24 protein-coding genes, 1 tRNA gene and 2 pseudogenes are annotated in these 26,843 nt (G+C 70.7%); 14 read left to right on the top strand and 13 right to left on the bottom strand.

Translation table 11 applies throughout. The annotated features are described in order from the left end of the window. Positions 1–37: 37 nt before the first annotated feature. Entirely contained in the window at positions 38–688 is a 651-nt protein-coding gene (locus tag HNR20_RS06825) for a hypothetical protein (protein ID WP_184177431.1), read from the bottom strand. Positions 689–959: 271 nt separating this feature from the next. On the opposite strand from HNR20_RS06825, the gene HNR20_RS06820 reads away from it, so the two are divergent. After that, entirely contained in the window at positions 960–1,574 is a 615-nt protein-coding gene (locus HNR20_RS06820) for a copper resistance CopC family protein (RefSeq protein ID WP_311736868.1), read from the top strand. Positions 1,575–1,637: 63 nt separating this feature from the next. Here the strand turns inward: HNR20_RS06820 and gltX are convergent, their stop codons facing one another. Genes gltX through HNR20_RS06805 form a run of 3 tightly spaced genes read right to left on the bottom strand, consistent with a single transcriptional unit; the run spans position 1,638 to position 5,722 of the window. Then, positions 1,638–3,047, bottom strand: coding sequence for a glutamate--tRNA ligase (gene gltX / locus HNR20_RS06815; RefSeq protein ID WP_268240292.1), 1,410 nt, complete (start codon positions 3,045–3,047; stop codon positions 1,638–1,640). Positions 3,048–3,098: 51 nt separating this feature from the next. After that, positions 3,099–4,376, bottom strand: a complete 1,278-nt coding sequence (locus HNR20_RS06810) for an MFS transporter (RefSeq protein ID WP_184177427.1) — start codon at positions 4,374–4,376, stop codon at positions 3,099–3,101. Further along, on the bottom strand, positions 4,373–5,722 hold the full coding sequence (locus HNR20_RS06805) for a GH1 family beta-glucosidase (protein WP_184177425.1): 1,350 nt from the start codon (positions 5,720–5,722) through the stop codon (positions 4,373–4,375). The genes HNR20_RS06810 and HNR20_RS06805 overlap by 4 nt, the downstream gene beginning before the upstream one ends. Before the next feature lie 186 nt (positions 5,723–5,908). On the opposite strand from HNR20_RS06805, the gene HNR20_RS06800 reads away from it, so the two are divergent. Next, a complete protein-coding gene (locus HNR20_RS06800; protein WP_184177423.1) occupies positions 5,909–6,358 on the top strand; it encodes an SRPBCC family protein in 450 nt (149 codons plus the stop codon). A gap of 241 nt (positions 6,359–6,599) precedes the next feature. Here the strand turns inward: HNR20_RS06800 and aceE are convergent, their stop codons facing one another. Next, positions 6,600–9,338 (bottom strand): pyruvate dehydrogenase (acetyl-transferring), homodimeric type, encoded by a 2,739-nt coding sequence (gene aceE / locus HNR20_RS06795; protein WP_184177421.1) that lies wholly within the window; start codon positions 9,336–9,338, stop codon positions 6,600–6,602. 223 nt (positions 9,339–9,561) lie between these two features. Here aceE and HNR20_RS06790 point away from each other — a divergent pair, with 223 nt between their 5' ends. From HNR20_RS06790 to HNR20_RS06765, 7 genes and pseudogenes are all read left to right on the top strand, one after another. Then, a complete protein-coding gene (locus tag HNR20_RS06790; RefSeq protein WP_184177419.1) occupies positions 9,562–9,966 on the top strand; it encodes a YjbQ family protein in 405 nt (134 codons plus the stop codon). Between the two features lie 272 nt (positions 9,967–10,238). Beyond that, positions 10,239–10,643 (top strand): MarR family winged helix-turn-helix transcriptional regulator, encoded by a 405-nt coding sequence (locus tag HNR20_RS06785; RefSeq protein WP_184188103.1) that lies wholly within the window; start codon positions 10,239–10,241, stop codon positions 10,641–10,643. Between the two features lie 51 nt (positions 10,644–10,694). Continuing rightward, positions 10,695–11,040: pseudogene (locus tag HNR20_RS32835) on the top strand (transketolase); the annotation flags it as partial. A 155-nt stretch (positions 11,041–11,195) separates the two neighbouring features. Next, positions 11,196–13,169 (top strand): annotated as a pseudogene (locus HNR20_RS06780) (thiamine pyrophosphate-dependent enzyme); the annotation flags it as partial. A 113-nt stretch (positions 13,170–13,282) separates the two neighbouring features. Further along, positions 13,283–13,720 carry a DUF3052 domain-containing protein gene (locus tag HNR20_RS06775; RefSeq protein WP_110565654.1) on the top strand — a complete coding sequence of 146 codons (438 nt, stop codon included), beginning with the start codon at positions 13,283–13,285 and terminating at the stop codon, positions 13,718–13,720. A gap of 87 nt (positions 13,721–13,807) precedes the next feature. Beyond that, the gene (locus HNR20_RS06770; protein WP_184177415.1) at positions 13,808–14,272 is read left to right on the top strand and encodes a peroxiredoxin; all 465 of its coding nucleotides are present in this window, start codon (positions 13,808–13,810) and stop codon (positions 14,270–14,272) included. A gap of 75 nt (positions 14,273–14,347) precedes the next feature. Then, positions 14,348–14,419: transfer RNA gene (locus tag HNR20_RS06765), tRNA-Val, on the top strand. A gap of 58 nt (positions 14,420–14,477) precedes the next feature. On the opposite strand, the gene HNR20_RS06760 is transcribed toward HNR20_RS06765, so the two are convergent. The 4 genes from HNR20_RS06760 to HNR20_RS06745 all read right to left on the bottom strand — a co-directional run bounded on the left by HNR20_RS06760 (position 14,478) and on the right by HNR20_RS06745 (position 19,713). Next, the gene (locus tag HNR20_RS06760) at positions 14,478–15,137 is read right to left on the bottom strand and encodes an MSMEG_1061 family FMN-dependent PPOX-type flavoprotein (RefSeq protein ID WP_184177413.1); all 660 of its coding nucleotides are present in this window, start codon (positions 15,135–15,137) and stop codon (positions 14,478–14,480) included. A gap of 64 nt (positions 15,138–15,201) precedes the next feature. Continuing rightward, positions 15,202–17,109 (bottom strand): ABC transporter permease, encoded by a 1,908-nt coding sequence (locus HNR20_RS06755; RefSeq protein ID WP_229687210.1) that lies wholly within the window; start codon positions 17,107–17,109, stop codon positions 15,202–15,204. A 125-nt stretch (positions 17,110–17,234) separates the two neighbouring features. After that, entirely contained in the window at positions 17,235–18,668 is a 1,434-nt protein-coding gene (locus HNR20_RS06750) for an extracellular solute-binding protein (RefSeq protein ID WP_260321791.1), read from the bottom strand. Positions 18,669–18,942: 274 nt separating this feature from the next. After that, complete coding sequence (locus HNR20_RS06745; RefSeq protein WP_184177409.1) at positions 18,943–19,713, bottom strand: IclR family transcriptional regulator; 771 nt, start codon at positions 19,711–19,713, stop codon at positions 18,943–18,945. Between the two features lie 126 nt (positions 19,714–19,839). Between HNR20_RS06745 and HNR20_RS06740 the strand changes: the two genes are divergently transcribed. After that, positions 19,840–20,328: a hypothetical protein gene (locus HNR20_RS06740; protein ID WP_184177407.1), complete on the top strand. Its 489-nt coding sequence runs from the start codon at positions 19,840–19,842 to the stop codon at positions 20,326–20,328. A 316-nt stretch (positions 20,329–20,644) separates the two neighbouring features. Here HNR20_RS06740 and HNR20_RS06735 read toward each other — a convergent pair whose 3' ends face one another. Further along, positions 20,645–21,388 (bottom strand): SDR family NAD(P)-dependent oxidoreductase, encoded by a 744-nt coding sequence (locus HNR20_RS06735; protein ID WP_184177405.1) that lies wholly within the window; start codon positions 21,386–21,388, stop codon positions 20,645–20,647. Between the two features lie 129 nt (positions 21,389–21,517). Here HNR20_RS06735 and HNR20_RS06730 point away from each other — a divergent pair, with 129 nt between their 5' ends. Beyond that, positions 21,518–22,147 carry an HAD-IA family hydrolase gene (locus HNR20_RS06730; protein WP_184177403.1) on the top strand — a complete coding sequence of 210 codons (630 nt, stop codon included), beginning with the start codon at positions 21,518–21,520 and terminating at the stop codon, positions 22,145–22,147. Positions 22,148–22,171: 24 nt separating this feature from the next. On the opposite strand, the gene HNR20_RS06725 is transcribed toward HNR20_RS06730, so the two are convergent. Beyond that, positions 22,172–23,107, bottom strand: a complete 936-nt coding sequence (locus HNR20_RS06725) for a phosphotransferase (protein ID WP_184177401.1) — start codon at positions 23,105–23,107, stop codon at positions 22,172–22,174. A gap of 223 nt (positions 23,108–23,330) precedes the next feature. On the opposite strand from HNR20_RS06725, the gene HNR20_RS06720 reads away from it, so the two are divergent. Together HNR20_RS06720 and HNR20_RS06715 are read left to right on the top strand one after the other, a co-directional pair. Then, the gene (locus HNR20_RS06720) at positions 23,331–23,810 is read left to right on the top strand and encodes a GNAT family N-acetyltransferase (protein ID WP_184177399.1); all 480 of its coding nucleotides are present in this window, start codon (positions 23,331–23,333) and stop codon (positions 23,808–23,810) included. A 101-nt stretch (positions 23,811–23,911) separates the two neighbouring features. Then, positions 23,912–25,054: a polysaccharide pyruvyl transferase family protein gene (locus HNR20_RS06715; RefSeq protein ID WP_184177397.1), complete on the top strand. Its 1,143-nt coding sequence runs from the start codon at positions 23,912–23,914 to the stop codon at positions 25,052–25,054. 8 nt (positions 25,055–25,062) lie between these two features. Here the strand turns inward: HNR20_RS06715 and HNR20_RS06710 are convergent, their stop codons facing one another. Further along, the gene (locus HNR20_RS06710; protein ID WP_110565668.1) at positions 25,063–25,269 is read right to left on the bottom strand and encodes a DUF8847 domain-containing protein; all 207 of its coding nucleotides are present in this window, start codon (positions 25,267–25,269) and stop codon (positions 25,063–25,065) included. A gap of 82 nt (positions 25,270–25,351) precedes the next feature. On the opposite strand from HNR20_RS06710, the gene HNR20_RS06705 reads away from it, so the two are divergent. After that, positions 25,352–25,870 carry a DinB family protein gene (locus HNR20_RS06705; RefSeq protein ID WP_184177395.1) on the top strand — a complete coding sequence of 173 codons (519 nt, stop codon included), beginning with the start codon at positions 25,352–25,354 and terminating at the stop codon, positions 25,868–25,870. Positions 25,871–25,882: 12 nt separating this feature from the next. Here HNR20_RS06705 and HNR20_RS06700 read toward each other — a convergent pair whose 3' ends face one another. Then, a complete protein-coding gene (locus tag HNR20_RS06700) occupies positions 25,883–26,755 on the bottom strand; it encodes a carbohydrate kinase family protein (RefSeq protein WP_184177393.1) in 873 nt (290 codons plus the stop codon). Between the last annotated feature and the right edge of the window lie 88 nt (positions 26,756–26,843).

Below are 26,843 nucleotides of genomic sequence, written 5' to 3'. Positions count from 1 at the left end.
CCGACGCGGCCGACGCCGACCGCCGACGCCGAGCAGGTCAGCGGGTGCGGCGGCGGATCAGCAGGGCGATCCCGGCGAGGCCGACGGTAATGGTCAGCATCACCCCGACATTGAGCAGCAGCAGGTGCTGCAGGTCGCCAAGAGCCTCGTCCAGGTCCTTCGCGGGGTCGAGCGTGTCCTCCGGGAGCACCCGCTCGCCGCCGCCCACGCCGCCGCTGACCGTGTCGAACTGCCGCTCCAGCGGCACACCGGCGGTGCGCAGGGTCTCGGACATGCTGAGCCGACCCAGGAACCAGCCGGCACTGGTCTTGCGGCCGTCCGGCTGCTTTGCCGGCCGGAAGATCCGTGGGCCGCCGACCGCCTTGGGATAGAGGTCGTACGTCTGCTTCGGTGTGTCACCGGCGAGCACCACGATCGTGTACTTCGGACCGAGGTCGGCAGGCTTGGGTCCGGTCGGCATACCGGTACGAGCGAGGAAGTTGACCTGCTCGATGACCGCGCCCACGTGAGCGGGCTGCGTCTCCGCGCGTAACCGCAGCGGCGCGGACAGCCCCACGCCCGTGATGTCCACCCCGGCCGGTGCCGGGTTCGGCGCGGCCGAGACCGGGCTGGCGGTGCCGAGCGACAGCAGCGCCGTCGCCAGCGTGCCCGCCAGCACGGCGGCCAACCGCCTCATCTGTCGGACCATCCCGCCTCCTCGCCCCGTTCGATGGATGGCTTCGCTGTGACGCCTCGACCGGTCTGCCGGTGCGGCGTCGACCGAATGGTCGAGGCCTACTCCTACAGACTCCGCAGAACGTCGATGAGTTGCAGCTTGTGGAACAGTAATTGGAACTATCTGCGATCTCTGCTCGACTAACGAGGAGCCGTTTGATCAGCGGGCGGATCGTACCCTTACGGAGGGGTTCATGGGGGGCAGGGTTACACGTACTGCGCGAGTTGTGCCAGTGGTGCTCGGCGTGGCGTTCGGTGTGTCGTTGCTGGTGCCGGCGGCACCGGCTGCGGCGCACAACTCGCTGACCGGCAGCGACCCGCGCGACGGCGCCCGAGTGGCGAAGGCACCCGCCCGGATCGAGCTGCGGTTCCTGGCCAAGCCAGCACCCGCTACGACGAAGATCACAATAACCGGACCGGACAATGTGGTCGCTGGCGGCCCACCGGCGTTCGATGGCAGCCGCGTGCGTGTGCCGTTCAAACCGGCCGCCGCCGGGCTCTACATCGTCGCCTACCGGCTCGCGTCGAGCGACGGGCACCCGGTGAAGGGCGAGGTGCGGTTCACCCTCACGACAGGCACCTCCGCCGACCCGTCCGCCGCACCGTCGGCCACTGGCGGCACCGCCCCGTCCGCCGGTGGCTCCGCCCCGGCCGCGGCGGGGGGGCCGACCGTCAGCGGGGCGTCGTCGGCGGCGCCGGCCGCCACCGCGACCGCCGGTGCGACTCCGGCGGGCAGCCCGGTGCCGGCCGCGCAGGAGAGCAGCCAGTTGCGCGGCTGGCTGTGGACGATCGCGGCGGCTCTGCTGGTGGGCGCGCTCGTCGTCGGGTTGCAGCGGCGGCACCGAGCCCGACGCCGCTGAGCGGCCGGGCGCCAGGCTGGCTGGCGGCCGGCGGCGGAGACGGCGCGGGAGTCGGCTCGGAGATCAGACCAGGCGGAGTCGGGCGGCGCGCATCCGGGTCAGGGCGCGCTCGCGACCGAGCACCTCCAGCGACTCGAACAGCGGCAGGCCCACGGTGCGGCCGGTGACCGCGACGCGGACCGGCGCCTGCGTCTTGCCGAGCTTGAGACCACGCTCGGCGCCGACCGCCTCCAGCGTCGACTTCAGCGAATCGGCATCCCAGGACTCCAGCGCCTCGAACGCCACGATGGCGGCGTCCAGCAGCTCGGCCGAGCCGTCCTTCATCGTCTTGGCCCAGGCGGCCTCGTCGATCAGCGGCGAGGCCAGGAAGAGGAAGTCGACGTTCGGCACGATCTCGCTGAGCACCGCGAGTCGGGTCTGGGCCAGCGGGGCGACCGCGGCGAACGCGTCCGCGTCGAACTCCTCCGGCTGCCACGGCGGCGGCGCGATGGTCCCGGTGCCGGTCAGCCACGGCTGGCAGGCGTCGATGAAGTCGGCCACCGACAGCGCGCGAATGTACTCGCCGTTGAACGCGCGCAGCTTCTTCTCGTCGAAGAACGCGGGGGAGGGGTTGACCTCGTCGAGCCGGAACTCGTCCTCGATCACCGACCAGGGGACGATCTCCCGGTCCCCGGAGGGCGCCCAGCCGAGCAGCATGAGGTAGTTGCGCATCGCGCCAGCGAGGTAGCCCTCCTCGCGGTACGCCTCCAGGGCGACCTTGTCGCGGCGCTTGGAGAGCTTCTGCCGCTTCTCGTTGACCACCACCGGCACGTGCGCCCAGACCGGCGGCTTGACCCCGAGAGCGTCCCAGAGCAGCTGCTGCTTGGGTGTGTTGGGCAGGTGCTCCTCGGCGCGGATCACGTGGGTGATCCCCATGGTCATGTCGTCGACGACGTTGGCCAGCAGGAAGACCGGGGAGCCGTCGCCCCGGGCGATGACGAAGTCCTCGATGAGCTTGTTCTCGAAGGTGGGCTCACCGCGGATCAGGTCGACCACCACGGTCGCGCCCTCGTCCGGCGTACGGAAGCGCAGCGCGTGCCCCACCCCGGGGCCCAGGTTGCGGTCACGGTGGTAGCCGTCGTAGCCCTGGTACTGCGAGCCGGTGCGGGCCTGCACGTCCTCGCGGGTGCAGTCGCAGTAGTAGGCGCGGCCCGACTCGTAGAGGCGGGCCGCGGCGGCCCGGTGCTCGCCGGCGTTCTCCGACTGGAAGTACGGGCCCTCGTAGCTGCCTCGGGAGATGCCGATCCAGTCCAGCGCGGAGAGGATGCCCTCGGTCCACTCGGGCTTGTTGCGCGCCGCGTCGGTGTCCTCGATGCGCAGTACGAACACACCGCCCTGCTGCTTGGCGTAGATCCAGTTCTGCAGCGCCGAGCGGGCGCCGCCGACGTGGAACATACCGGTCGGGGAGGGGGCGAAGCGCACACGTACCGTCACGTCCCCCAGCCTACGGCGACCGTCGACGGCTTTTCGCCACGGCCCCCTGACTCAGGGGACTGAGCGGATCTTGACGACCAGGGCGCTGCCGATCAGGGTGACCACGGCGGTGACCGCGTAGAGCGTGGGGTAACCGCCCAGGTACACCACGAGCGGGGCGGAGAGCGCCGGGCCGAGCACCTGCGGCGCCGAGTTGGCGATGTTGATGACGCCCAGGTCCTTGGCCCGGTCGGTGGCCCGGGGCAGCACCTGGGTGATCAACGCGGCGTCCACCGAGAGGTAGACGCCGTAGCCGGCGCCGAGCAGCAGCGCGGCGACGATCGCCATCGGCCAGACCGGCGCGACCGCGAGGAGCAGCGCCGCCACCGCCATGATCAACCCGGACGCGATCACGTAGATCTTGCGGCGCCCCGAACGGTCCGACATGCGGCCGGCGACCACCGCGGTCAGCATCATGCCGAGCGTGTAGAGCAGGATCAGCACGAGCAGGCCACCCTCGGGATCGGGGTGGCGCACCCCGTCGGTGAGGAAGTACAGCAGGTAGAGGGTGCCCAACGCGTTGCCGAGCTGGACCAGGAACCGGGTGATCCAGGCCCAGGCGAAATCCGGGTGCCGGCGAGGGCTGATCCACATCGAGGCCAGCAGCGCCCGGGTCCGCAACACCGGCCGATGCGTACGCGGCAGCGGTTCGTCCGGGGTGAACAGCGCGAACGGCAGTGACAGCAGCAGGATGGCCACCGCGATGGCCAGATAGCCGGCGGCATTGCCGGTGACCACGGCGGTGACCAGCACCGCGCCGAGCACCAGCCCGAGCGCCTGCGGGATGCCCACCCAGCCCGAGACACCGCCGCGTTGCGCCACCGGCACGCGATCCGGGATGGCCGCGGTGAGGCTGGCCAGCATCGCGTTGAAGCAGACCTGGGCGGCGACCCAGCCGAGGGCGACCCCGAGGATGGTCCGCTGCTGGGCCAGCAGCACCAGGGCCACCGCGCCGAGCAGGGCCCCGCCGGCGGTCCAGACGTGCCGGCGACCGAACTCCCGGCCGGCCACCCGCAGGCAGGTCCGGTCGGAGAACGCGCCCGCGAGGGGGTTGGCGAGCACCGCGGCCAGCGCGCCGAGGCCGGTGACCACCGCCAGCATGTTCTCCTTGTCGCCGGGCGCGATCAGCTCGATCTGTTGCGGCAGCAGCACCTGGATGGGCGTGAAGAACGCCATCCAGACCCCGAGGTTGGCGGCGAAGATCAACCCGATCCAGCCGCGTCGTACCGGCACGGTCGGCTCGGCGAGCGCAGCCGGAAGCGACGCCGGCGTCGGGTCGAGGGTGGTCACCGCGCCGACCCGTCCCGGGAGGCCGCGATCACGTCCCGCAACCAGGTGTACGAGGACTTCGGCGTCCGGGTCTGGGTGGCGTAGTCGACGTGGACCAGGCCGAAGCGTTTGGTGAACCCCTCGGCCCACTCCCAGTTGTCGAGCAGCGACCAGACGAAGTACCCGCGCACGTCGACCCCGTCGTCGATGGCGGCCCGGACCGCCCGCAGGTGCCCGTCGAGGTACGCGATCCGCTCCGGATCCGCCACCTGCCCGTCCGCGTCCGGTACGTCGTCGTACGCGCAGCCGCTCTCGGTGATCTCGATGGGCGGCAGCGCGTCTCCGTAGGTGTCGCGCAGCCAGCGGAGCAGCTCATGCAGCCCGTCGGGGGCCACCGGCCAGTCGAAGGCGGTACGCGGGTAGCCGTCCAGCGGCACGAGGTCGAACGGCAGAGCTGAGCCCTCCTCGGGGGCGCGTACACCCGTGGGGTTGTAGTAGTTGACCCCGAGCACGTCGATCGGCGCGGCGATCGTGTCGAGGTCGCCGGGGTGGACGACGCTCGGGTCGAAGCCGGGCAGTTCCGGGTAGCCGCGGCCGAGCAGCGGGTCGGTGAAGAGCCGGTTGTGCAGCACCTCGTACGCGGCTCCGGCGGCCCGGTCGGCGTCGCGGTCGCCGAGCACCCGCACGGGCGAGTAGTTGTTGGCGATCGCCACCGGGCTGGTGGTGCGGGCCCGCAGGGCGGCGACCGCGAGCCCGTGCCCGAGCAGTTGGTGGTGGGCGACGGGAAACGCGTCGAAGAGCAGCGTCCGGCCGGGGGCGTGCGCGCCCATGCCGTAGCCGAGGCTCATGTGGATGAACGGTTCGTTCAGGGTGATCCAGAGCCGGACCCGGTCGCCGAGTCGGGCGGCGGTCAGATCGGCGTACTCGGCGAAGCGGGCGGCGGTGTCGCGGTGCAGCCAGCCGCCAACGTCTTCGAGGGGTTGAGGCAGGTCCCAGTGGTAGAGGGTCGCCACCGGGTCGACGCCGGCGGCCAGCAACTCGTCCACCAGTCGGTCGTAGAAGTCCAGGCCGGCGGTGTTGGCCGGGCCGGCGCCGGTGGGCTGCACCCGGGGCCAGGCGATGGAGAAGCGGTATGCCGAGACGCCCAACCCGGTCAGCAGCGCGACGTCTTCGCTGTGCCGGTGGTAGTGGTCGCAGGCCACGTCGCCGCTGCTGCCGTCGCTGATCCGGCCGGGGGAGTGCGCGAAGGTGTCCCAGATGGACGGACCGCGACCGTCGGCCGCGACCGCGCCCTCGATCTGATGGGCCGATGTGGAGACGCCCCAGCGGAAGCCGGTGGGGTACTGGGGCAACGGTGCGATCGACATGCGCCCTCCGGTCAACGTGAAACGTGTTCGGGACTTTAGGGCGCTCTCGATGAATGCGCCATAGGCCGCAATGGCGCAATCCGCAATGGTTGATCGGCGTGTCTTTTTCCGAACCCGTCCTAGTAAGTCCGATTTAGCGCATAGAGTGCCGATATCGTGGGATGTCCTCACCGGAGGAAGACGGAAATGATCCTCGTTGAACGCAGTGCGCACGTGGCGGCGCCAATTGAAGTGGTCTGGGATGTCGTGCAGCGGGCCGAGCAGTTGCCGGCCTGGCTGGCGGGGGTCCGCGCGGCCGAAGTGCTCTCGGGAGAGGGCTTCGGGCGGCGACAACTGGTCCAGGCGGGGCGCGGCTCGGCGCATGAGGCCGAGGTGATCGCCTACCAGGAGCCGACGCTGATCGGCTGGCGGGAACGGGCCAAGGGCGCCGGTGCTCGTGCGGAAGCGCGAACCGAGATCTACGTCCAGCTCACCTCCGACGAGGAGGAGGAGGGCGGCACCATCGTGCGGCTCATCGTGGTCCGCTGGCCGGCCGGCCCGGTGAAGGCGGCCCTGCTGCGCCTCGGACTGCGTCGGGTCGGCGCCGACCTGGAGGACTCGCTGGCCCGGCTCACCGACCTGGCCGCCGTCGGCTGACGAGCGCACATCCTCCCGGCGTCACCCGCCCCGGCGGTGGTCCGGATCCCCGCCAGGGACCCCGGACCACCGCCCCTCCACCCCTGCGGCTGGCGTCGATCATGGACTTGTGGTGCCTGCTGCGCGGTGACCTGTCCACTTCGTCCACCACCACAACTCCTTGATCGGCCCGTTGTGGGGGTGGGGATACAGCGAGAAGGGCCCGGCGCGTCAGCGCCGGGCCCTTCTCGGTTGTGCTCTTTCAGCTGTCGCCGCCGGTTTCGCCGACCGGGGCGGCGTTGACGTCGTCGATCGCGTACTTCTTGGCGGCCTCGGCCGGCACGGTGGCCGCCACCGCGCCGCTGCGGGCGAGCTGCCGCAGCGTGGCCACCACGATCGACTCGGCGTCGACGTGGAAGTGCCGGCGCAGCGCGTGCCGGGTGTCCGACATGCCGAAGCCGTCGGTGCCGAGCGACGTGTAGTCACCGGGCACCCAGCGGGCGATCAGATCCGGCACCGCACGCATGAAGTCGCTGACCGCGATCTTCGGCCCGTCCGCGTCGGCCAGCTTCTGCTGGATGTACGGAACCTTCGCCTCGGCGCCCGGGTTGAGCAGGTTGTACTCCTCGGTCTCCACCGCGTCGCGGCGCAGCTCGGTCCAGGAGGTCACCGACCAGACGTTGGCGGCCACCCCCCAGTCCTGGGCGAGCAGCTGCTGGGCCTTGAGCGCCCACTGCATCCCGGTGCCCGAAGCGAGCAGGTTGGCCTTCGGGCCGTCGACCTGCGGTGCCGGCGAGTAGCGGTAGATGCCCTTGAGCAGGCCCTCCACGTCCACGTCGGCCGGCTCGGCCGGCTGGAGGGTCGGCTCGTTGTAGACCGTCAGGTAGTAGAAGACGTTCTCCTGCGCGTCCCCGTACATCCGGTGCAGACCCTGCTCCAGGATGTGCGCGATCTCGTACGCGAACGCCGGGTCGTACGCCACCACGGCCGGGTTGGTCGCGGCGATCAGCAGCGAGTGCCCGTCCTCGTGCTGAAGGCCCTCACCGTTGAGCGTGGTCCGACCGGCGGTGGCGCCGAGCAGGAAGCCCCGGGCCATCTGGTCGGCCGCGGCCCACAGCCCGTCGGCGGTCCGCTGGAACCCGAACATCGAGTAGAAGATGTACATCGGGATCATCGGCTCGTCGTGCGTGGCGTACGCCGAACCGGCCGCGGTGAACGAGGCCACCGAACCGGCCTCGTTGATCCCCTCGTGCAGGATCTGCCCGGTGGTCGACTCCTTGTACGACAGGAACAGCTCGCGGTCGACCGAGGTGTAGCGCTGGCCGTGTGGCGAGTAGATCTTCGCGGTCGGGAAGATCGAGTCGAGACCGAAGGTGCGGGCCTCGTCCGGGATGATCGGCACCCAGCGCTTGCCGAACTCCTTGTCCTTCATCACGTCCTTGAGCAGACGGACGAAGGCCTGCGTGGTGGCCACCTTCTGCTTGCCCGAGCCGCGCTTGATGTCGGCGAACCGCTCCGGGCCGGGGATGGCCAGCCGCTTGGTGCTGGTCCGCCGGGACGGCAGGTACCCGCCGAGCTGCTCGCGCCGCTCCTTGAGGTACGCCATCTCCTCGGACTTCTCGCCCGGGTGGTAGTACGGCGGCAGGTAGGGGTTGTCCTCCAGCGCCGAGTCCGGGATGTCCAGGTAGAGCCGGTCGCGGAAGGTCTTCAGGTCCTCCAGCGTCAGCTTCTTCATCTGGTGGGTCGCGTTGCGGCCCTCGAAGTGCGAGCCGAGCGTCCAGCCCTTGATCGTCTTCGCCAGGATGACGGTGGGCTGACCCGTGTGCTCGGTAGCCGCCTTGTAGGCCGCGTAGAGCTTGCGGTAGTCGTGCCCACCCCGCTTGAGGTTCCAGATCTCGTCGTCGCTCAGCGGGTCGACCATCTTGCGGGTGCGCGCGTCGCGGCCGAAGAAGTGCTCCCGCACGTACGCGCCCGACTCCGCCTTGTAGGTCTGGTAGTCGCCGTCGGTCGTGGTGTTCATGAGGTTGACCAACGCGCCGTCGGTGTCCGCGGCGAGCAGCGGGTCCCACTCGCGGCCCCAGACCACCTTGATGACGTTCCAGCCGGCACCCCGGAAGAACGACTCCAGCTCCTGCATGACCTTGCCGTTGCCCCGGACCGGGCCGTCCAGCCGCTGGAGGTTGCAGTTGATCACGAAGGTGAGGTTGTCCAACTCCTCGCGGGCGGCCACGCCGATCGCGCCGAGCGTCTCCGGCTCGTCCATCTCACCGTCGCCCAGGAACGCCCAGACGTGCTGCTGCGAGGTGTCCTTGATGCCGCGGTGCTGCATGTACCGGTTGAACCGGGCCTGGTAGATCGCGTTCAGACCGCCGAGACCCATCGAGACGGTGGGGAACTCCCAGAAGTCCGGCATCAGCCGCGGGTGCGGGTACGAAGGCAGCCCACCGCCCGGGTGCGACAGCTCCTGACGGAACCCGTCGAGCTGGTGCTCGCTGAGCCGCCCCTCCAGGAACGCCCGCGCGTACATGCCGGGCGAGGCGTGGCCCTGGTAGAAGATCTGGTCGCCGCCGCCCGGGTGGTTCTTGCCCCGGAAGAAGTGGTTGAAGCCCACCTCGTAGAGCGACGCCGAGCTGGCGAAGGTGGAGATGTGCCCGCCGACGCCGATCTCCGGGCGCTGTGCCCGGTGCACCAGCATGGCGGCGTTCCACCGGACGTACGCCCGGATCCGCCGCTCGACGTGCTCGTCACCCGGGAACCACGGTTCGCGCTCCGACGGGATGGTGTTGATGTAGTCGGTGGTGGTCAGGGGCGGAACCCCGACCTGGCGCTCACGGGCCCGCTCCAGCAGGCGCAGCATGACGTACCGGGCGCGTTTGGCACCGCGGTCGTCGATGACACCGTCAAGCGACTCGACCCATTCGCTGGTTTCTTCAGGGTCGATGTCCGGAAGCTGGCTCGGTAGGCCGTCGCTGATCACCGGGCGCTTGCGTTCCGTAGCCACAGGCGTTCCCTCGGTTGTGTGTGGGATAGGTCTCTAGCGCCATCCTGCCCCCTGGTGCCACCCGCCGTCACGTCTAGGCCCCCCCGACGCGATGCTGAACACAGGTACTCGTCGGTAACTTAGCGCTACGGGCGCCGCTTCCCCTTCTTCGAGACCCCCACCGCGACGGCCCGAACGGGCCTGGCGGCGGTTCCTGATCCTGCCCTGCGGCAGAATGCGACGTATGCGCAGTGACGTGATCACCGTCCAGACCGGGTCCCGGCCGACCGTCCGGGACATCACCGCGGAGGCCCAGCAGTTCGTCTCCGGCGAGGGCGACGGCCTGCTGCACGTCTTCGTGCCGCACGCCACCGCCGGCCTGGCGATCATCGAGACCGGCTCGGGCTCCGACGACGATCTGCTCAGCGCGCTGTCCGACCTGCTCCCCACCACGGACCGCTGGCGGCACCGGCACGGCTCGCCCGGCCATGGCCGCGACCACGTGCTGCCGGCGTTCATCCCGCCGTACGCCACGGTGCCGGTGCTCGGCGGGCGACTGGCGCTCGGCACCTGGCAGTCGATCTGCCTGGTCGACACCAACGGCGACAACCCGACCCGCCAGGTCCGCTTCTCCTTCCTCCCCGGCTGATCGCCCGCACCCCGCCACTGTCTCCAAGATCGTGCTCGATGCTGGATGTAGTGGTGTCGGGGCGACGGGAGGCAACTACATCCAGGATCTTGCGCGGGATCCTGGGCGAGGGGCCGCGATCGGCGCTGTCCGTCCGGCCGGTGTGCCCGAGCCTGATCGCTGAACAGGACGAACGGCGCGCTGCGTACGATGTGGCCGTGACGCAGGAGGCGGGTGCCGCAGCAGTCGTGCCGGTGGATCGTGCCGGTCTCGCCGCCGAGGTGGTGCGCCGGATGGCGCACGTGACCACCGCCCTGCGGCACCGGCAGAGCACCGCGTTCGCTGAGCTGGGGCTCACCCCGGCCGCGGCCCGGGCGCTGCACGAGTTGGACCCGGACCACCCGCTGCCAGCCCGCGATCTCGCCGAGCGGTTGGGCTGCGACCGATCGAACGTGACGGTGCTGGTCGACAAACTGGAACAGGCCGGGCTGGTCGAGCGTCGCACCGATCCGGCGGACCGGCGGCAGAAGACGCTCGTGGTGACCGGGGAAGGCCGCGGCGTCCGGAATCAGGTGACCGGGGTGATGTCCGACTCCCGACTCCTGGCCGGGCTGACCGATCGGGAGCTGAGCACCCTTCGTGACCTGGTCTGGAAGATGTCCGACGGTGGCTTTCCGGAGCCCTGTGCGCGGGAGTGAGTCGAGCCGCGCCGGCCGTGTCCCTCTGGGCGACCAGGGCTCTCGTCGGTAATGCTGTCCCTCGTGACCACCCCGCAAGATCTCGACGACCGGTTCCGGGAGACGCTGGCGGCGCTGCCCGCCGCGGAGCGGCGGCGTGACCCAGCCGACCCGGTCACCGACGATGCCCCACTGACCGGCGCGCAGGTGCTGGACCTGTTCGACGCGCAGGTGACCAGCCGGCAGCTCGACCTTGCCGGCCGCTGGCTGCGCAGCTTCGGGGAGGGTTTCTACACCATCGGCTCGGCCGGGCACGAGGGCAACGCCGCCGTCGCCGCCGCGCTGCGCCCCACCGATCCAGCGCTGCTGCACTACCGCTCCGGCGCCTTCTACTGCCGCCGCGCCGCGCAGGCAGCCGCCGAACCGGAGCTGTCCGCCGAACCGGAGCTGTCCGGAGCCCCAGAACCGTCCGGAGACCCGGTCCGGTCCGGCGATCCGGAGCCTTCCGGCGATCTGGAGACGTCCGCCGATCCGCAGCCGTCCGGGGCCGAGCCGACCGTCGGCGGGTTCGCGGCGTACGCGGAAGCGGCCCGGGACGTGCTGCGCGGGATGGCCGCCTCCAGCCAGGAGCCGATCGCCGGCGGCCGGCACAAGGTGTTCGGCCGGGCCGACCTGGCCATCGTGCCGACCACCTCCACCATCGCCTCGCACCTGCCCCGCGCGGTCGGGATGGGGCTGGCCGTGGAGCGGCTGCGCCGGCTGGACAGCGCCGGACGGCGTACCGGGGCCGGGGTGCGGGTCGGCAGCGGCGCGGGCGCCGCACACGCCCCGTGGCCGCCGGACGCGATCGTGGTGTGTTCCTTCGGCGACGCCTCGGTCAACCACGCCAGCGCCACCGCCGCCTTCAACACCGCCGGCTGGTACGACCACGCCGGGCTGCGCATCCCGGTGCTCTTCGTCTGCGAGGACAACGGGCTGGGCATCAGCGTCCGCTCACCGGAGGGCTGGGTCGAGGCGACCCTGCGGGCCAAGCCGGGCATCCGTTACTTCAGCGCGGACGGGACCGACCCGGTGCAGACGTACGCGGTGGCGGCCGAGGCCGCGGCCTGGGTGCGCCGGACCCGGCGACCGGCCGTGCTGCACCTGCGCACGGTACGGCTGATGGGACACGCCGGGGCGGACGCGGAGACGGCGTACCGCAGCCCGGCTGAACTGGCCGAGGACCTGGACCGGGACCCGGTGGTCGCCACCGCGCGGCTGCTCGTCGACGCCGGCGTGGCGACCGGCGAGGAGCTGCTGGCCCGGTACGACGAGACCGGCTGGCAGGTACGCCGGCTGGCCGAGGAGGTGCTGGCCGAGCCGAAGCTGGTCTCCGCGGCCGACGTGGTGTCGGCGCTGGCGCCCCGCCGCCCGGTGCGGCTGGCGCGGGCGGTGGCCGACGCGGCGGCGCGCGCCAGCGGCCCCGGCGCGGGTGCCCGGGCGGAGGCGTTCGGCGGCAAGCCGCCGGAGCTGGCCGGCCCGATGACCCTGGCGCAGAGCATCAACGCGGCGCTCGCCGACGGGATGCTCGACCACCCGCAGATGGCGATCTTCGGGGAGGACGTGGCCGCCAAGGGTGGCGTGTACGGGGTGACGAAGGGTCTGCGCGACCGGTTCGGGGCGGCCCGCGTCTTCGACACGCTGCTCGACGAGACGTCGGTTCTCGGGCTGGGCCTCGGCGCCGGGCTGGCCGGGATGCTGCCCGTGCCGGAGATCCAGTACCTGGCATACCTGCACAACGCGGAGGATCAGCTGCGCGGCGAGGCGGCCACCATGCAGTTCTTCTCGCAGGGGGCGTTCCGCAACCCCATGGTGGTGCGGGTGGCGGGGCTGGCGTACCAGGAGGGCTTCGGCGGGCACTTCCACAACGACAACTCGGTGGCCGTACTCCGGGATGTGCCCGGTCTGGTGGTCGCGGTGCCGGCGCGGCCGGACGACGCCGCGCCCATGCTGCGGACCTGCCTGGCCAGCGCGGCGGTGGACGGCAGTGTGTGCGTGTTCCTGGAGCCGATCGCGCTCTACCACACCCGCGACCTGTACGCGGAGGGCGACGGGGAGTGGCTGGCCGGCTATCCGGAGCCGGGCGGGTGGGTGGCCGGGCACGTGCCGATTGGGCGGGCTCGGGTCTACCGGGTCGGCTCGGCCGACGACCTGACCATCATCACCTTCGGTAACGGGGTGCGGATGTCGCTGCGGGCCGCGGCGGTCCTCGCCGACGAGGGGGTGGGCACCCGGGTGGTGGACCTGCGCTGGCTGGCCCCGCTGCCGGTGGCCGACATCATCCGGGAGTCCTCGGCGACCGGCCGGGTGCTGGTCGTGGACGAGACACGCCGCTCCGGCGGGGTTGGCGAGGGGGTGATCGCCGCGCTGGTCGACGCCGGATATGTCGGTGCCGCACGGCGAGTGGCGGGAGTTGACTCGTTTGTACCATTAGGTCCGGCAGCACGTCAGGTTCTGGTCTCCGCGGAAGCCATTACCGACGGTGCCCGTACGCTGCTGGCACGGTAAATTCCGATCCACCCGGTGCGCCACTTGCGCGCGGACGCACAACTGTGTGGACTTTGCCTGACGGCGTCGGCACCGACGCCGCGAGCAGGGACGAGATGAGGAGGCACGCGACAGTGAGCGCGACCGCTGGTCAGGCCGCCGACGGGGTACGCAGCCTGGCGGACCGGTTCGGCATCGAACCGGGGATGGTCGTCATGGAGATGGGGTACGACGATGACGTCGACCAGGATCTCCGGGACGCCCTGACCGACCGCTGTGGAGAGCTGGTCGACGAGGACACCGACGAGGTCGTCGATGCGGTGCTGGTTTGGTACCGCGACGGCGACGGTGACCTTTTCGAGCTTCTCGTCGATGCCCTCGGCCCGCTGGCCGACAACGGGGTCGTGTGGCTACTCACCCCCAAGGCGGGGCGTGACGGGCACGTCGAGCCGAGCGAGGTCGCGGAGTCCGCGCCCACGGCCGGCCTTCAGCAGACCTCGACCGTCAACGCCGGCCGGGACTGGAGCGGCGCACGGCTGGTGCTGCGCCGAGGGGCCAAGGCCAAGAAGTAGCCCGCGCCGCATTGCCCGCCCGGCGGTCCGCACTGCCGGGTGGCAGCTTGGCGCTGTTCAGCCTGACTCGACCCGAGGAGATCTCGCATGCCCATCGAGGTTGGTGCGGAAGCACCCGACTTCGTCCTGAAGGACCAGAACAACCAGGAGGTCCGGCTGTCGGGCTTCCGGGGCAAGCGCACCGTGCTGCTGGTCTTCTACCCGCTCGCCTTCACCGGCACCTGCCAGGGCGAGCTGTGCGAGGTGCGGGACAACCTCGGCGAGTACGTGAACGACGACGTCCAGGTGCTGACGGTCAGCGTCGACTCGGTCTACAGCCACAAGATCTGGGCCGACCGTGAGGGCTACCAGTTCCCCATGCTGGCCGACTTCTGGCCACACGGTGCCGTCGCCCAGGCGTACGGGGTCTTCAACGACGTCGCCGGCTTCGCCAACCGGGGCACCTTCGTCATCGACAAGACCGGTGTGGTCCGCTTCGCCGAGATGAACGGCCCGGGCGAGGCCCGCGACCAGCAGGGCTGGCGCAAGGCCATCGCCGAAGCGACCAGCTGACCGGGTACGCCGTGCGCTCGGGCCGGCGGCGAGCAGGGTAAGCTTGCCAGCCACCGGCCCGCCGCACGGCGATCCGGGCGCGTAGCTCAGTGGGAGAGCACCCGCCTTACAAGCGGGGGGTCGCAGGTTCGAAACCTGCCGCGCCCACAACCCCCTCCGACCACGTCGGGGGCCCGCATTGCTCGCACAGTCGCTGTGCGTCCCGTCATTCGTACCGGTACTTCAGCGAGTCCGCCTCCGACTGCTCGATGTCAGCGATCGTCAGCTCCGGCATCCGCAACTGGGCGAGCGTCACCTCGGCCGAGGTCGGCTGGGCGTCGGCCGGCAGCCACTGCTCGGGCTTCCAGGCCCCGCCGCGCAGCAGCGCCTTGGGGCAGTGCGGGTAGACCTCGTCGATCCCCAGCACGAGCGCACTGGCCGGTGGCTTGCCCACGGCGGTCAGCTGCGACAGCAGCTCGGGACGAGTGGAGACGCAGGCCCGGCCGTTCACCCGGAGCGTCGTGGTGCGCCCCGGGATGACGAACAGCAGCGCGGCCCGCCCGGTGGCGATGACGTTCTGCAGGGTGTCCAGACGCTTGTTGCCGGTCGCGTCCGGTATCGCCACCGTCCGTTCGTCCAGGACCGCGACGAACCCGGCGGGGCCGCCGCGCGGGGAGACGTCACAGTTGCCCTCGGCGTCCACGCTGGCGACCAGGACCAGCGACGAGCAGCCGATCAACCGCCGGGTCTGCTCGGTGAGTTCGGTCATCTGCTTCCGTACGGCCGCGTCGCTGGGGAGTTCGTAGGCCCGGCGCAGCGCCTCCTGATCCGGCACGGCGTCGAGGCGCAGCGAGTCGAAGGCACTGGTGGCAATCGCTGGCGTCATGCCGCCGACCCTAACGGACGGACCCTGGCTGACGACATGACCAGAATTTCGCACCTGCACCGGATCAGCCCTTCACCGCGCCCGCGGTGAGCCCCTCGGTCAGGAAGCGCTGCCCGAGGGCGTACATGATCACCACGGGGATGCTGACGAGTAGCGACGCCGCGGCGAGTTGTCCTTGCGGCACGACGTCCCCGGCGATCATCGATTGCATCCCCACGGGAAGGGTCTTGTACTCGTCCTTCGTGATGAACACGAAGGCGAAGAGGAATTCGTTCCAGGCATTGGTCAGGGTGAAGAGCGCGACCGCCAGCAGCCCTGGCTTGGCAAGGGGCAGCACCACCCGGCCGAACGCCTGGACGCGGGTGCAGCCGTCGACCAGCGCGGCCTCCTCCAACTCGATGGGGATCGACGAGAAGTAACCCACCAGCAGCCAGGTGGCGAACGGAAGCGTGAAGGTCGGGTACGTGACCACCAGGGACCACAACGAGTCGGTGAGCCGCGCGCCGATGAGCATCTGGTACAGCGGGATGAACAGCAGCGCGCCCGGCATCACGTAGGTGAGCAGCACCGTGACGGTGAAGCCCTGCGCCCCGCGGAACCGCAGCCGGGCCAGCGCGTAGCCCGCCAGGGCGGCGCACACCAGTGCCACCGCGGTGGACGCCGCGGACACCAGCAGGGTGTTGAGGTACCAGCGGCCGAACGGCTGGTTGTCGAACAGGGCACCGAACTGCTCCAGGGTCCACGGCGTTGGCCACAGGTCGCTGGTGCGCATGACGACCTGACCCTCGGACTTGAAGGCCGTGACGGCGATCCAGTACAGCGGGCCCAGCACGAAGAAGAGCAACCCGGCCAGTGCGACACCGGAACCCAGGCCCGACACCAGGGACGACGACCGGCGGCCGCCTCGGGACTGGAGGGCCGAGACGACCCGGCCGACCGCCGCCGCGACCAGCAGAATCACCCCGAGGACCACCGCCGCCTTCCAGAAGATCTGGGGCGATGCCCAGGCCAGCAGACCGGTGACCACCGCGGCGACGACCCACGGCAGCGCCTTCCGCGCCGTTGCGGCCCACCGCGCCATCCTGATCCACCGCGTTGCCCGGCGTCGCCGGGGCAGCTTGCTGCCGGTGTCCTGGCGCAACAACCGGACCAGGACGAACACCAGCCCGCCGATGATCGGCAGCATGACGAGCGTGACCGCCGCCCCGGCGCCGTACTGCAACTGCAGGATCGCCTTCGAGTAGGCGATGAGCACGTACGGCGCGGTCACGTCGCCCGGGCCGCCCTGCGTCAGCAACCAGACGAGGTCGAAGTTGTTGAACGTCCAGATCGACGACAGGGTCACCGTCACGGTGATCACGTGGCGCAGTCCGGGCAGCGTCACGTTCGCGAACCGCTGCCACGCCGAGGCGCCGTCGATGGTCGCCGCCTCGTACAGGTCCGTCGGGATGGCCTTCAACCCCGCGAGGAAGCACACGGTGAAGAACGGCACCCCCTTCCAGACGTTGACGAGGATCACCGACGGCATGGCCAGCGACGGATCGGACAGCCAGCCCGCGGGCCAACTGTCGACCAGGTGTGCGCTGACCAGCAGCGGCCCGATCCCCGAGGCGGTGAGCAGGGTGTTGACGCTGCCGAAGATCGGGTCGAGCAACGAGCGCCAACTGAACGCCGTCACCACCGTCGGCACGACCCACGGCACCAGGAGCAACCCGGCCAGCACGGCCCGCCCACGGCGTCGGTGGTGCAGCAGCAGGGCCGCGGACAGCCCCAACACCACCTTGAAAATCTCGGCGTACGCGGTGAAGACGAACGAGTTCACCACGCCCGTGTGGAACTGGTCGTCGCCGACGAGGGCGAGGTAGTTGTCCAGGCCGACGAACACGGTGTCCTGCCCGTGCCGTTCGGTGGTGCTGGTGACGATCGAACGGGCGATCGGCACGAGGACGAGACTGCCGACCAGCACCGCCATGGGTGCCAGGAACAGTGCCGCCAGCCGCCAGTCACGCCCCAGCCGCCGCTGCGTTGCCGTGAGAGAGCCAGGTCCCGGCGGCGGGCTGTTCTTCGCCGCCGGGACCCGCGCAGGACGGACCGACCTCACTGCGGCAGCCCCTGCTGGTTGAAGATCTGCACCATCTTCGCGTGGGCGGTCGTCACGGCCTGCGCCGGCGCAGTTCCTTGTACGACCTGCTGCATCATGTCGGTGAGGACGTAGGCCGCGCCGACGGCCTGCTGGCCCGCGCTGGCCTTCTGCGGGAAGGCCAGTCCGTTCTTCGTGGACAGCGGCAGCGACAGTTGCGTGATCCTGCGCAGCATGGGGAACGCCGGGTCGCCGCTGGTGAAGAAAGGGTCGGCGTCCCAGACCTTCTCCCAGGCGGGCATGACGAGGCCGGGTGCCTCCTTCGCCACTCCGAGCAGCGCGGGCGCGCTGACCAGGTACTGGGCCAGGAGCTTGGCGAGCGCGGGGTTCTTGGCGCCCTTGAAGACAACGAAACCCTGCGACTGGCCGAGCAGCAGGGGGTTGTTGGTTGCCGGACCGATGCAGTCGGAGAACACGTGGGTGTTCGCGTACACCGGGTTCTTCTTGGTCCTGGAGTCCGCGTAGACGCTGAACTGGTTGCGGGTGTAGCCGAGGACCCCGGCGAGCCAGTTCTCGTTGTTGCTGGTGTCGGTCCAGCTCGCCACCCCGGGCGGCAGCATCGGCTTGTACCTGGGATTGGTGTAGATGTCGCCGAGGAAGGTCACCGCCTGCACCGTCTCGGGGGAGTCGAACGTGACCTTCCGGCCGTCGTTGGAGGCGATCGACCCGCCGTAGGCGTTGATCAGTGCCTCGATCATGCCGTTGCCGTCACCGGACCGATTGACCGTCATGCCCCAGCCGAACCGGCGTTTGGTCGGGTCGGAGATCGCCAGGCACAGATCCCGCAGCTCCTCCCAGCTGTAGACGTCCTTGGGGGAGATGCCCTTGTCCTGCATCCAGTCCTTGCGCAGGAACGACCCGATCCCGATGAAGTGGTACGGGATGGCGAACCACTTGCCGTCGAAGACGCAGAAGTTCTTGGCCTCGGCGCAGGGTTCGCCGTACTTGGCCGTCAGCGCCGTGACGACGTCCGTCACGTCCTCCAGGTCACCCAGCGCCTGAAACTGCGCGACGAACCGCGAGTCGGTCATGAACGCCAGGTCACGCGCCACCCCGCCCTTGACCTCGGCGTCGATCTTGGCCACCACATCACCGGCGTCGGCCTGGACCAGACTGTTCTCGATCTTCGTTCCGGTGGTGTCGGCGAACTTCTTGATCGAGCTGTCGAGGGCTTCGTTCGCCGCCGTCGAGTACAGCTTCTGCGACAGCATCCCCATTGCGGAGCCCTTCAACGCCGCCGCGGCGTCGACCAGCTCCTGCGGAACCTCCGGCTGCACCCTGGTGGGCGATTCGGAGTTGCCCCCACACGCGGCCAGACCGGCTGCGCCGAGCACCCCCACCCCCATCCCCAGGAAGCCGCGCCGGGACCATGCCGGGTTCTCCATGGACATTCGCCTCCTTCAACTCAGTGCGTTCGCTTGCTCGTCGTCAGAGTTGGTGGGGTTGCCACGGTGGCGACGGGTCAGTTCGTGCCCAGCACCGTCGGAAGTTCGTTCCCACGCGCTTCGTCCTGGCGACGTCCGGTTTCCGGTCCGGTCACGGGCCACCGCCGTTCGAGATTTCGAACAGAGTTCGAAATACCGTATGGAGTGGACGCGACGCTAGAGCAAGACGCTGAAGAATGTCAATGTTTCGATGTTGTTTCGGTCCGAACCGGCACACCGGCTATCGAGGCTGGGCCCGGTAGCCCATCCGGGTGGACAGCGTGGCCGCTCCCTCGCGGATGAGCCGGGTCCACTCCACGTGCGCCTGGGGGGTCCAGCGAATGATCGGCGCGGACAGGCTCATCGCGGCGATCGTCGCGCCGGAATGGTCTCGGACCGCCGCGGCGACGCAGCGCATGGCACTGTCGGACTCGCCGATGTCGACCGCGACGCTCTCCGCCCGGACATGTTCGAGATGTGCACGAAGGCGCTCCGGGTCGGTGATGCTGTCCGGCGTCATGCCCGGCAGGGCGCCCTTCGTCAGGACGGCGTCCAGGCCCGCCTGATCGAGGCTCGACAGCAGGATCTTGCCGACCGCCGTGCAGTGGGCTGGCAGCCGCCGCCCGACCGCGGAGACCATCCGAACGGGGTGCGTGCTGTCGAACTTGACGAGGTAGATGACATCGGCGCCGTCGAGCACGGCCACGTGGACCGCCTCGTCGCACCCGGCGGCCACGTCCCGCACCACGCCCTGCGCCTCGCGGACCAGGTCAAGTCGGCCGGCGAACGCCGCGCCCAGTTGGAACAGCGGCATGCCGAGCCGATACTGCACCGGCTGGCCCGGGACGGAGATCAGGTACGAGCGAGCCTCGAGTGTGACGAGCAGTTCGTGGACGGTGGTGCGGGGCAGGTCGAGCCGCTCCATCACCTGGCGGGCCGACAGTTGATGGTGGTCCAGGAACAGTTCGAGGACGTCGAGTGCGCGGATGACCGCCGGTACCACACGGGGCATGTCGACAGTCCATTCGAAGTGCCGGACTCGTGTCAATGATCTCCGATCTCCGCCGATGAGACGCGGACGTCGTCGCAGTAGCACAATGACGGCATGGATCTTGCCGCAGTCCGTGTGGATGTCGCCGTGATCGACGATCTGTTGCGAGACATCGCAGAGCGCCCGGTCGATCTGAGTGATCCGAACGCGATGGCCGAGCTGCGGCAGGCGCGGCCGCCAATGGAAGAAGCCGGGGTGGCGGCCGAGGCGGCTGCCGCGCTCGATGCGCTGTTGGACGCGTACGAGACCGGCGGTTCGCCGACTCGCGAGGAGGTCCGAGACATCTTTCGGGCGTACCCGTCCTTCCGCTGGGCTGCTCACCTGCCGAGGGCCTGGAATTCGGAAGGAGAGTTCCGCCGCCGACTTGTCCATGTCTCCGCGATGGATCAAGGCGCCGACCCGCGCGACGAGCTGATGACGATCTGGTGGCTGTGCAACCGAGCCCGCGAGTGCGGGATCGACGTCGAACCGGTGCTCCGCGAGGTGGCGGACCTGTCATCCGATGCGGACCTCTACGGGTTCGGGTCGATGCAGATGCTGATCATGCGAGGGCTGGAGGAACACGACCTCGGCTGAAAGGCACCTGGACCGGCCCTGGACCGCCAGCGCGCGACTCTCGCGTAAAAGACCGGTGGGACCCGCCGCGCTGATCGGCAGGAGCGATCGCTGGCAGCTCAGCAGGGGAACGCTCGGCGTGTCGGGTTGCTCAGCTGCCAACGATCGACGGGGACGCCAGGCCCACCCCACGTAAGCGTCATGATGGGCGGGTGCAGGACACCGTCACCGTCGCGGTGCCTGGCTACGACGAGCTGTACGCGCCGTCAGGGCGTGCGCCGAGCATCGAGCCGGGCCCGGGCGGCGCCGGATGTGGTGGCGACGCCGCCCGGATTCCTCAGCTGGTGAAACCGCCGTCCACATTGATCACGGCACCGGTCACGTAGCAGGCCTCGGGGCTGGCCAGGTGCGCGACGGTGGCCGCGATGTCGGCGGGGCGAGCGTAGCGGCCGACGGCGGTGAATCCGCTGATGGCCGCCGCGTTCGGCCCGTCCGCCGGATTGGCGTCCGTGTCGGTCGGCCCGGGGTTGACCAGGTTGACGGTGATGTCCCGTGGGCCCAGCTCGCGGGCCAGGCCCCGGGTCAGCCCGACCAGAGCGGTCTTGCTCATCGAGTAGAGCGTCAGCCCGGGAAAGACCGCCCGTTCACCGACGTTGCTGCCGATACTGATGATCCGTCCGCCGTCGCCCAGGTGCCGCAGCGCCGCCTGCACGGCGACGTACGGTGCCCGGATGTTCACCGCGATCGTCTGCTCCACGTCTGCCGAGCCGAGCTCGTCGATGGCGCCGACCAGGAAGACCGCCGCGTTGTTCACCAGGATGTCCAGCCGACCCAGGTCGGCGGCCGCCCGGTCGACCGCACCCCGTACGGCGGTCGGGTCGGCGCCGTCGGCCTGGATGGCCAGCGCCCGTCGACCCATGGCCTCGATCTGCTTCACCACGGTCGCGGCCCGCTCGGCGTCCTGCCGGTAGGTCAGCGCCACGTCGGCCCCGTCCTCGGCCAGGCGCAGTGCGATGCCGGCCCCGATACCCCGGGAACCCCCGGTCACCAGGGCGACCTTGTCGTTGAGTGTCGTCGTCATGCCAATGATCATGTGGCCGCCCCGACCTCCCCGTCTGGCGGCAATCGGACCCCTCGCTCCCACTCTCACGTCCGATACCCGCCGGCTGCGCCTTATCCTCGTGGCGCGATTGTTTCGAGGAGCGTGGTCGTGGAACTGGCAGGCATTGGCGCGGTGCTGTTCGACATGGATGGCACCCTGGTCGACTCCGACGCCGCCGTGGAGCGGGCCTGGGAACGCTGGTCCGCCGAGTACGGCGTCGACCCCGCAGCGGCGTTGGCGATCGCCCATGGCAGCCCCGCTGAGGCGACCATTCGTCGACTGCTGCCCGCGCTCGACGACGCCACGGTCGCCGCTGCCGCGGCTCGGCAGCTCGCGTTGCAGTACGACGACCTGTCCGACGTACGGGCCACTCCCGGGGCGTACGAGCTGCTGACCACGCTGGCTCGGTTGGGGCTGCCGTGGGCGGTGGTGACCAGCGCTGACGCCCGGTTGGCCGAGGCTCGGCTCGGTGCCGCCGGCATCGTTGCGCCCGTGCTGGTCACGGTGGAGGACGTTCGTGTCGGCAAACCGGACCCGGAGGGTTACCGGCGGGCCGCCGCCCTGCTGGACGTGCCCGCGGCACGGTGCCTGGTCGTCGAGGACGCCGAGGTCGGCCTGCAGGCCGGGCGAGCGGCCGGCGCGATGACCGCCGCGCTGAAGGGGCTCGACGGCGACCTGCGCCTCGACGACCTGACGCAGCTGGCGCGCCACCTGGGGTCGGCGTCGACCGCACGCTGACCAATCAGTGGGTCGACGGCGGGGTCAGCGGAGGCGGGCGGCCAGCCAGGGGAGCAGGGCGTCGGCCTGGGCCTGCTGAAAGGCGCGGACGGTGGGGATCCCGGGCGGCGGCGGGCGCCGAGCGCTGTCGGCGAAGTAGCCGGCCAACCCGGCGTACACCCCGGTGAGCTCGATCGGGTCGACCTCGGTGGTGAGGGGTAGGCGGCGCAGCAGCGCCTCCGTGTCGTGCCCACCGTGCAGCCGGACGTTGACCAGCAACAGCGCGGTGTCCAGCCAGGCCGGCCCTCGGCACGCCCACGGCCAGTCGACCACGTTGACCGTGCCGGTGGCGTCGAGCAGCAGGTTGTCGGCGCGTACGTCCACGTGGCAGAGGGTGTCACCGGTCAGCGCGGCGATGCCCCGCTCGGCGGCGGCACGCAGCTGGTCCAGGTGCTCCCGGGCCCAGGGATCCAGCAGGTCCGGCGGGTTGGCGGCGATCCGGTGCCAGCCGGCGAAGTCCTGGGCCAGCAGCTCGGCGGCGGTTGGCACGTGCGCCACCGGGCTCGGGGTGAGCTCGGTGGCCATCACCTCCAGGGCGTTCAGCACAAGGGTGAGCTCGTCGGCCCTCCACGGGGTGGCCGGGTGCCGACCGTCCACGTCAGAGAAGACCAGCGCCACCCATTCGCCGTCGTCGTGGCAACCCAGCAGCCGGGGCGTCGGCACCGAGGCCGGCAGCGCGGCGGCGGTGCGGGCCTCCGCGCGGTGCATGCTCGGGCTGTCCGGGTTCTGCGCCGGGCTGATCGCCTTGACGAACGCCCGCAAGCCGGTCACGGTGCGGACCCGATCGGCGGTGCCCGGCGAGTAGCCGCCCGGCTGGGACACCGCCTCGACGACCCGATCGCCGATGATCTGCTGTACCGACGTCCGGACGCGCTCCGGCAGGTCCGCCCACCCGATCCTGCCCGCAGTCCGCTCCACCATCCGCCCACCGTGCCCTGCCCCACCCCGCCGGACAACCAATTTCCCCCACCCTGGCTCACCCCGGCGATCATGAGGTTGACGGGCGGTTTGCTCTCGGCGCGGCCCCCAACCTCATGATCGCGGGGTTGGGGAGCGAGGGGGTGAGAGGGGGACCGGGGAACCGGGTGGCGTGTGCGGGTTGGATCTGCTGCACTCGTCGCGGCGACGGCAGAGGGGAGACACGGTGGAGTTGACGTTGACGCCGATGAAGGGGCCGGAGCTGGCCCGGTTGCTCGAGTCGCTGGAGCGGGCGTACGCCGAGGATCTGGTGGTGCACCGGGGGCTGACTCCGGAGGCGGCCCGGGAGCGGTCGATCGACCAGCTGGGGGAGCTGCTGCCGGCGGGCGTGGCGACCGAGGGGGCGCTGCTGCGGGTGGGCCGGGTCGACGACACCGAGGTCGGTTGGATCTGGGTGACCCTGCCGAAGGCGACCGTCTCGCGGCAGGCCTGGATCCACAACATCGAGGTGCACCCGGCGCACCGGGGACGCGGGTACGCACGGCGGATGATCCAGCTCATCGAGGCGGAACTCGCCCAACTCAAGGTGCCCGAGCTGGGTCTGAACGTCTTCGGCACGAACACCGTCGCGATCGGGCTCTACCGGAGTCTGGGCTTCGAGGTCACCTCGCAGCAGATGGCGAAGCGGGTCGACCCGGTGGGCTGAGCCGGCAACCCGGCGAGCGTGGCCCGCACGGGACCCCGGGCAGGACTGTTCACCTGCCCAGCGGGAAACCGGCGCGGACCGCACCTGGGGAGGAGCGACGGATGACGCACGGTGCCGGACTGACCATCGGTGTGCTCGGCTCGTACGGTGGGCGAAACCTCGGCGACGAGGCGATCCTCACCGGCCTGCTCACCGATCTGCGCACGCAGGAACCGAATGCCCGGATCATCGTCTTCTCCCGCAACCCGGAGCACACCAGGGCCGCCCACCCGGACGTCGAGGCGGTGCCCTGGGAGGGCGTCAGCCGCACCGACTCCGCCCTGGTCCTTGCCCAGCTCGACCTGCTCATCCTGGGCGGCGGCGGCATCCTCTACGACCGGGAGGCACGCCGTTACCTGCGGGTCGTCCGGGTCGCCCAGGAGCGTGGCCTGCCCCTGATCACGTACGCGGTGGGGGTCGGGCCGCTCAGCGACGGGGTGGACACCGGCATGGTCCGGGAGACTCTGTCCGGCGCGACCCAGGTGACGGTTCGCGACCAGGAGTCCCGGATGGTGCTGGAGGAAGCCGGCCTGCTCAACCCGATCACGGTCACCGCGGACCCGGCGTTCCTGTTGCAACCGGAGGAATTCCCGGCCCACCTGCTGGCCGAGGAGGGGGTGCCGGTCGGTAAGCGGCTGGTCGGGATAAGCGTGCGGGAGCCGGGGCGGGCCGCCGAACGGCTCGACGTGGACGGTTACCACCGTCTGCTGGCCCAGATCGGTGACTTCCTGGTGCACCGGATCGACGCGTACGTGCTGTTCGTGCCGATGGAACGCGACGACATCCGGCACGCCCACGGAGTGCTCTCACACATGGTCGCCGCTGATCGGGGTCGAATCCTGCACGGCACCTACACCCCGCAGCAGGTACTCGGGCTGATGCGCCACTTCGACCTGGCCGTCGGCATGCGCCTGCACTTCCTGATCTTCGCGGCGATGGTCGGCACACCGTTCCTGCCGCTGCCGTACGCCGGCAAGGTCTTCGACCTGGCCCAGCGGCTCGGCGTGCCGGCGCTGCGCGGCGTGGAGCGGGAGGTCGAGGGGCCGCTACTGGCCGAGGTCGACCGGCTGTGGGACGAGCGGGAGCAACGCGCCGAGGCCACCGCCCGGCGGGTGGCGGAGGTGTGCGAGCAGGCGCGGGGCACCTCGGAGGTCACCCGTGGCGTGTTGGAAGGCCTGCGCAGCCAGACCCTCACCCGGGTCTGAGCGGGCGTTCACACCGCGGGGCCGGTCCACCGGTAGTGCCACTCACGGGCCTCTTCCCGGGCGGTCTCCAACTCGTAGATCTGCGCCTCGGCCAGCCCACCCGGGCCGAGGTGATGGTGGGTCAGCGGCGGGCGGCCGTTGCTGTCGAGTTCGACGGTGATGGTCTGCCCGTCCGCCGTGCCGCCGACGAGAAGGATCTGCACGGATGAAGCCATGCGCCCATCCTGCCCGTCGGGCCGCCCGCCCGCAGCGGATAGCGGGGCAGCAGGAGACCCGACCGGTGGCTAGGGTCGGCAGATGGAGCAGACGATCGATCCGACGCTCGGCCCGGTGCTCGCCCGCACCGGCGACGAACGCGCCGTGCTGGAGTCGTTCCTCGACTTCCACCGAGCCGTGCTGCTGCGCAAGCTGCGCGGTCTCTCCGACGCCGACGCCGGCCGGCGGCTGGTGCCCTCGTCGACCACGCTCGCCGGGCTGGTCAAGCACCTGACCCTGGTCGAGCGGAACTGGTTCCCGACCCTGCTGGCCCCCGAGCCCGGCGACGTCTACCTGACCTCGGAGGAGGACGCGGTGGCGAGCTTCACGCTTGGTGAGCAGGACACCGTCGCCCGCCTCACCGAGGCGTACGAGCGGGCCTGCGCACGGTCCCGGGCAGCCGCCGCGGGCTTCGACCTCGACCACGTGGTGCCGCACCCGCAGCTCGGTGAGGTGTCGCTGCGCTGGATCCTGGTGCACATGATCGAGGAGACGGCGCGGCACGCCGGTCACGCCGACATCCTGCGGGAGTTGACCGACGGCGACTCCGGCGCGTTCTGAGCCGCCACGGTCTCACGTCGTGGGCAACAGGCCCGGCGGATACTCCATGCCGTCGTGCGTGCAGGCCGCGGCGGCAACCCGAGCCGCGTAACGGGCCGCCTTCGGGAGTGGCTCGCCACGTAGCCGAGCGGCGACCAGCCCGGCCGCGAAGGCGTCGCCCGCGCCGTTGCTGTCGACCACCGGCCCCGGCGGGGCGGCGGGTGGCACCGGCACCTGCGTGCCGTCACCGGGGTAGAGCTCCGCGCCGTCCGAGGCCCGGGTGACCACCACCGTCCGGGGCGCCAGCGTGCCGGCGAGGGCCGCGGCCCGCTCGGCCAGCCGTACCCCACTCACCAGGACCAGGTCGGCGACCTCGGCGAACGGCCGATGGTAGGGGTTCTCGCCGTCCCAGTCGTGCAGGTCGGTGGAGAGCGCCACGCCCGCCGGGAGGGCGGCCCGCACGGCGGGCAGCAGCGGCACCATCCAATCCATGATCGAGAGGTGTACGTGCCGGGCGTCCCGGACCAGTTCGGCCACCTCCGTTGGCGGGAACGGTGGGCTGCCCCGCCACGGACGCGGATCGTAGAGCGACGTGCGTCGTCCGCCCGGGTCCACCAGGTTCACCGATCGCCGGGTGCCGTTCCGGTCCTCGACCAGCACCGCCGGCACCCCGGCCCGGCTGAGCGCCGCCCGGACGAGATCGCCGGCCGGGTCCGCGCCAAGGGTGTCCACGACGCGTACCCGCAGGCCGAGCGCCCGGCCGGCCAACGCCACCCCGGCGCCGGTGTTGCCGATGCGCAGCTCGATCGGCTCGACGGTGTGCGAGTCGGCGGCCGGCAGCGGCAGCGCCGGCACCCGGACCCGCACATCCACCCCAAGCCCGCCAATGACCAGTAGGTCGACCATGGAAACCGACGCTAACCCACCGTCCCTCCCCGCTCTGCCCCTCGTCTCGTCCCGCGATCTTGCACTTTCTGTCCCGGCATAAGGCACA

It is taken from the genome of Micromonospora parathelypteridis, assembly GCF_014201145.1.
In the GTDB taxonomy this organism is placed as follows: domain Bacteria; phylum Actinomycetota; class Actinomycetes; order Mycobacteriales; family Micromonosporaceae; genus Micromonospora; species Micromonospora parathelypteridis.
This window is presented reverse-complemented; position numbering and strand designations above follow the sequence as displayed.

Bases quoted from the DNA above. Each gene is read 5' to 3' on its own strand.
- HNR20_RS06735 (WP_184177405.1), bottom strand. From the start codon at position 21,388: ATGACGACGACACTCAACGACAAGGTCGCCCTGGTGACCGGGGGTTCC.
- HNR20_RS06755 (WP_229687210.1), bottom strand. From the start codon at position 17,109: ATGGCGGTGCTGGTCGGCAGTCTCGTCCTCGTGCCGATCGCCCGTTCG.
- HNR20_RS06790 (WP_184177419.1), top strand. From the start codon at position 9,562: ATGCGCAGTGACGTGATCACCGTCCAGACCGGGTCCCGGCCGACCGTC.
- HNR20_RS06705 (WP_184177395.1), top strand. From the start codon at position 25,352: ATGGAGCAGACGATCGATCCGACGCTCGGCCCGGTGCTCGCCCGCACC.
- HNR20_RS06700 (WP_184177393.1), bottom strand. From the start codon at position 26,755: ATGGTCGACCTACTGGTCATTGGCGGGCTTGGGGTGGATGTGCGGGTC.
- HNR20_RS06745 (WP_184177409.1), bottom strand. From the start codon at position 19,713: ATGCCCCGTGTGGTACCGGCGGTCATCCGCGCACTCGACGTCCTCGAA.
- HNR20_RS06710 (WP_110565668.1), bottom strand. From the start codon at position 25,269: ATGGCTTCATCCGTGCAGATCCTTCTCGTCGGCGGCACGGCGGACGGG.
- HNR20_RS06760 (WP_184177413.1), bottom strand. From the start codon at position 15,137: ATGACGCCAGCGATTGCCACCAGTGCCTTCGACTCGCTGCGCCTCGAC.
- HNR20_RS06715 (WP_184177397.1), top strand. From the start codon at position 23,912: ATGACGCACGGTGCCGGACTGACCATCGGTGTGCTCGGCTCGTACGGT.
- HNR20_RS06725 (WP_184177401.1), bottom strand. From the start codon at position 23,107: ATGGTGGAGCGGACTGCGGGCAGGATCGGGTGGGCGGACCTGCCGGAG.
- HNR20_RS06785 (WP_184188103.1), top strand. From the start codon at position 10,239: ATGGCGCACGTGACCACCGCCCTGCGGCACCGGCAGAGCACCGCGTTC.
- HNR20_RS06800 (WP_184177423.1), top strand. From the start codon at position 5,909: ATGATCCTCGTTGAACGCAGTGCGCACGTGGCGGCGCCAATTGAAGTG.
- HNR20_RS06825 (WP_184177431.1), bottom strand. From the start codon at position 688: ATGGTCCGACAGATGAGGCGGTTGGCCGCCGTGCTGGCGGGCACGCTG.
- HNR20_RS06770 (WP_184177415.1), top strand. From the start codon at position 13,808: ATGCCCATCGAGGTTGGTGCGGAAGCACCCGACTTCGTCCTGAAGGAC.
- HNR20_RS06750 (WP_260321791.1), bottom strand. From the start codon at position 18,668: ATGTCCATGGAGAACCCGGCATGGTCCCGGCGCGGCTTCCTGGGGATG.
- HNR20_RS06805 (WP_184177425.1), bottom strand. From the start codon at position 5,722: ATGTCGATCGCACCGTTGCCCCAGTACCCCACCGGCTTCCGCTGGGGC.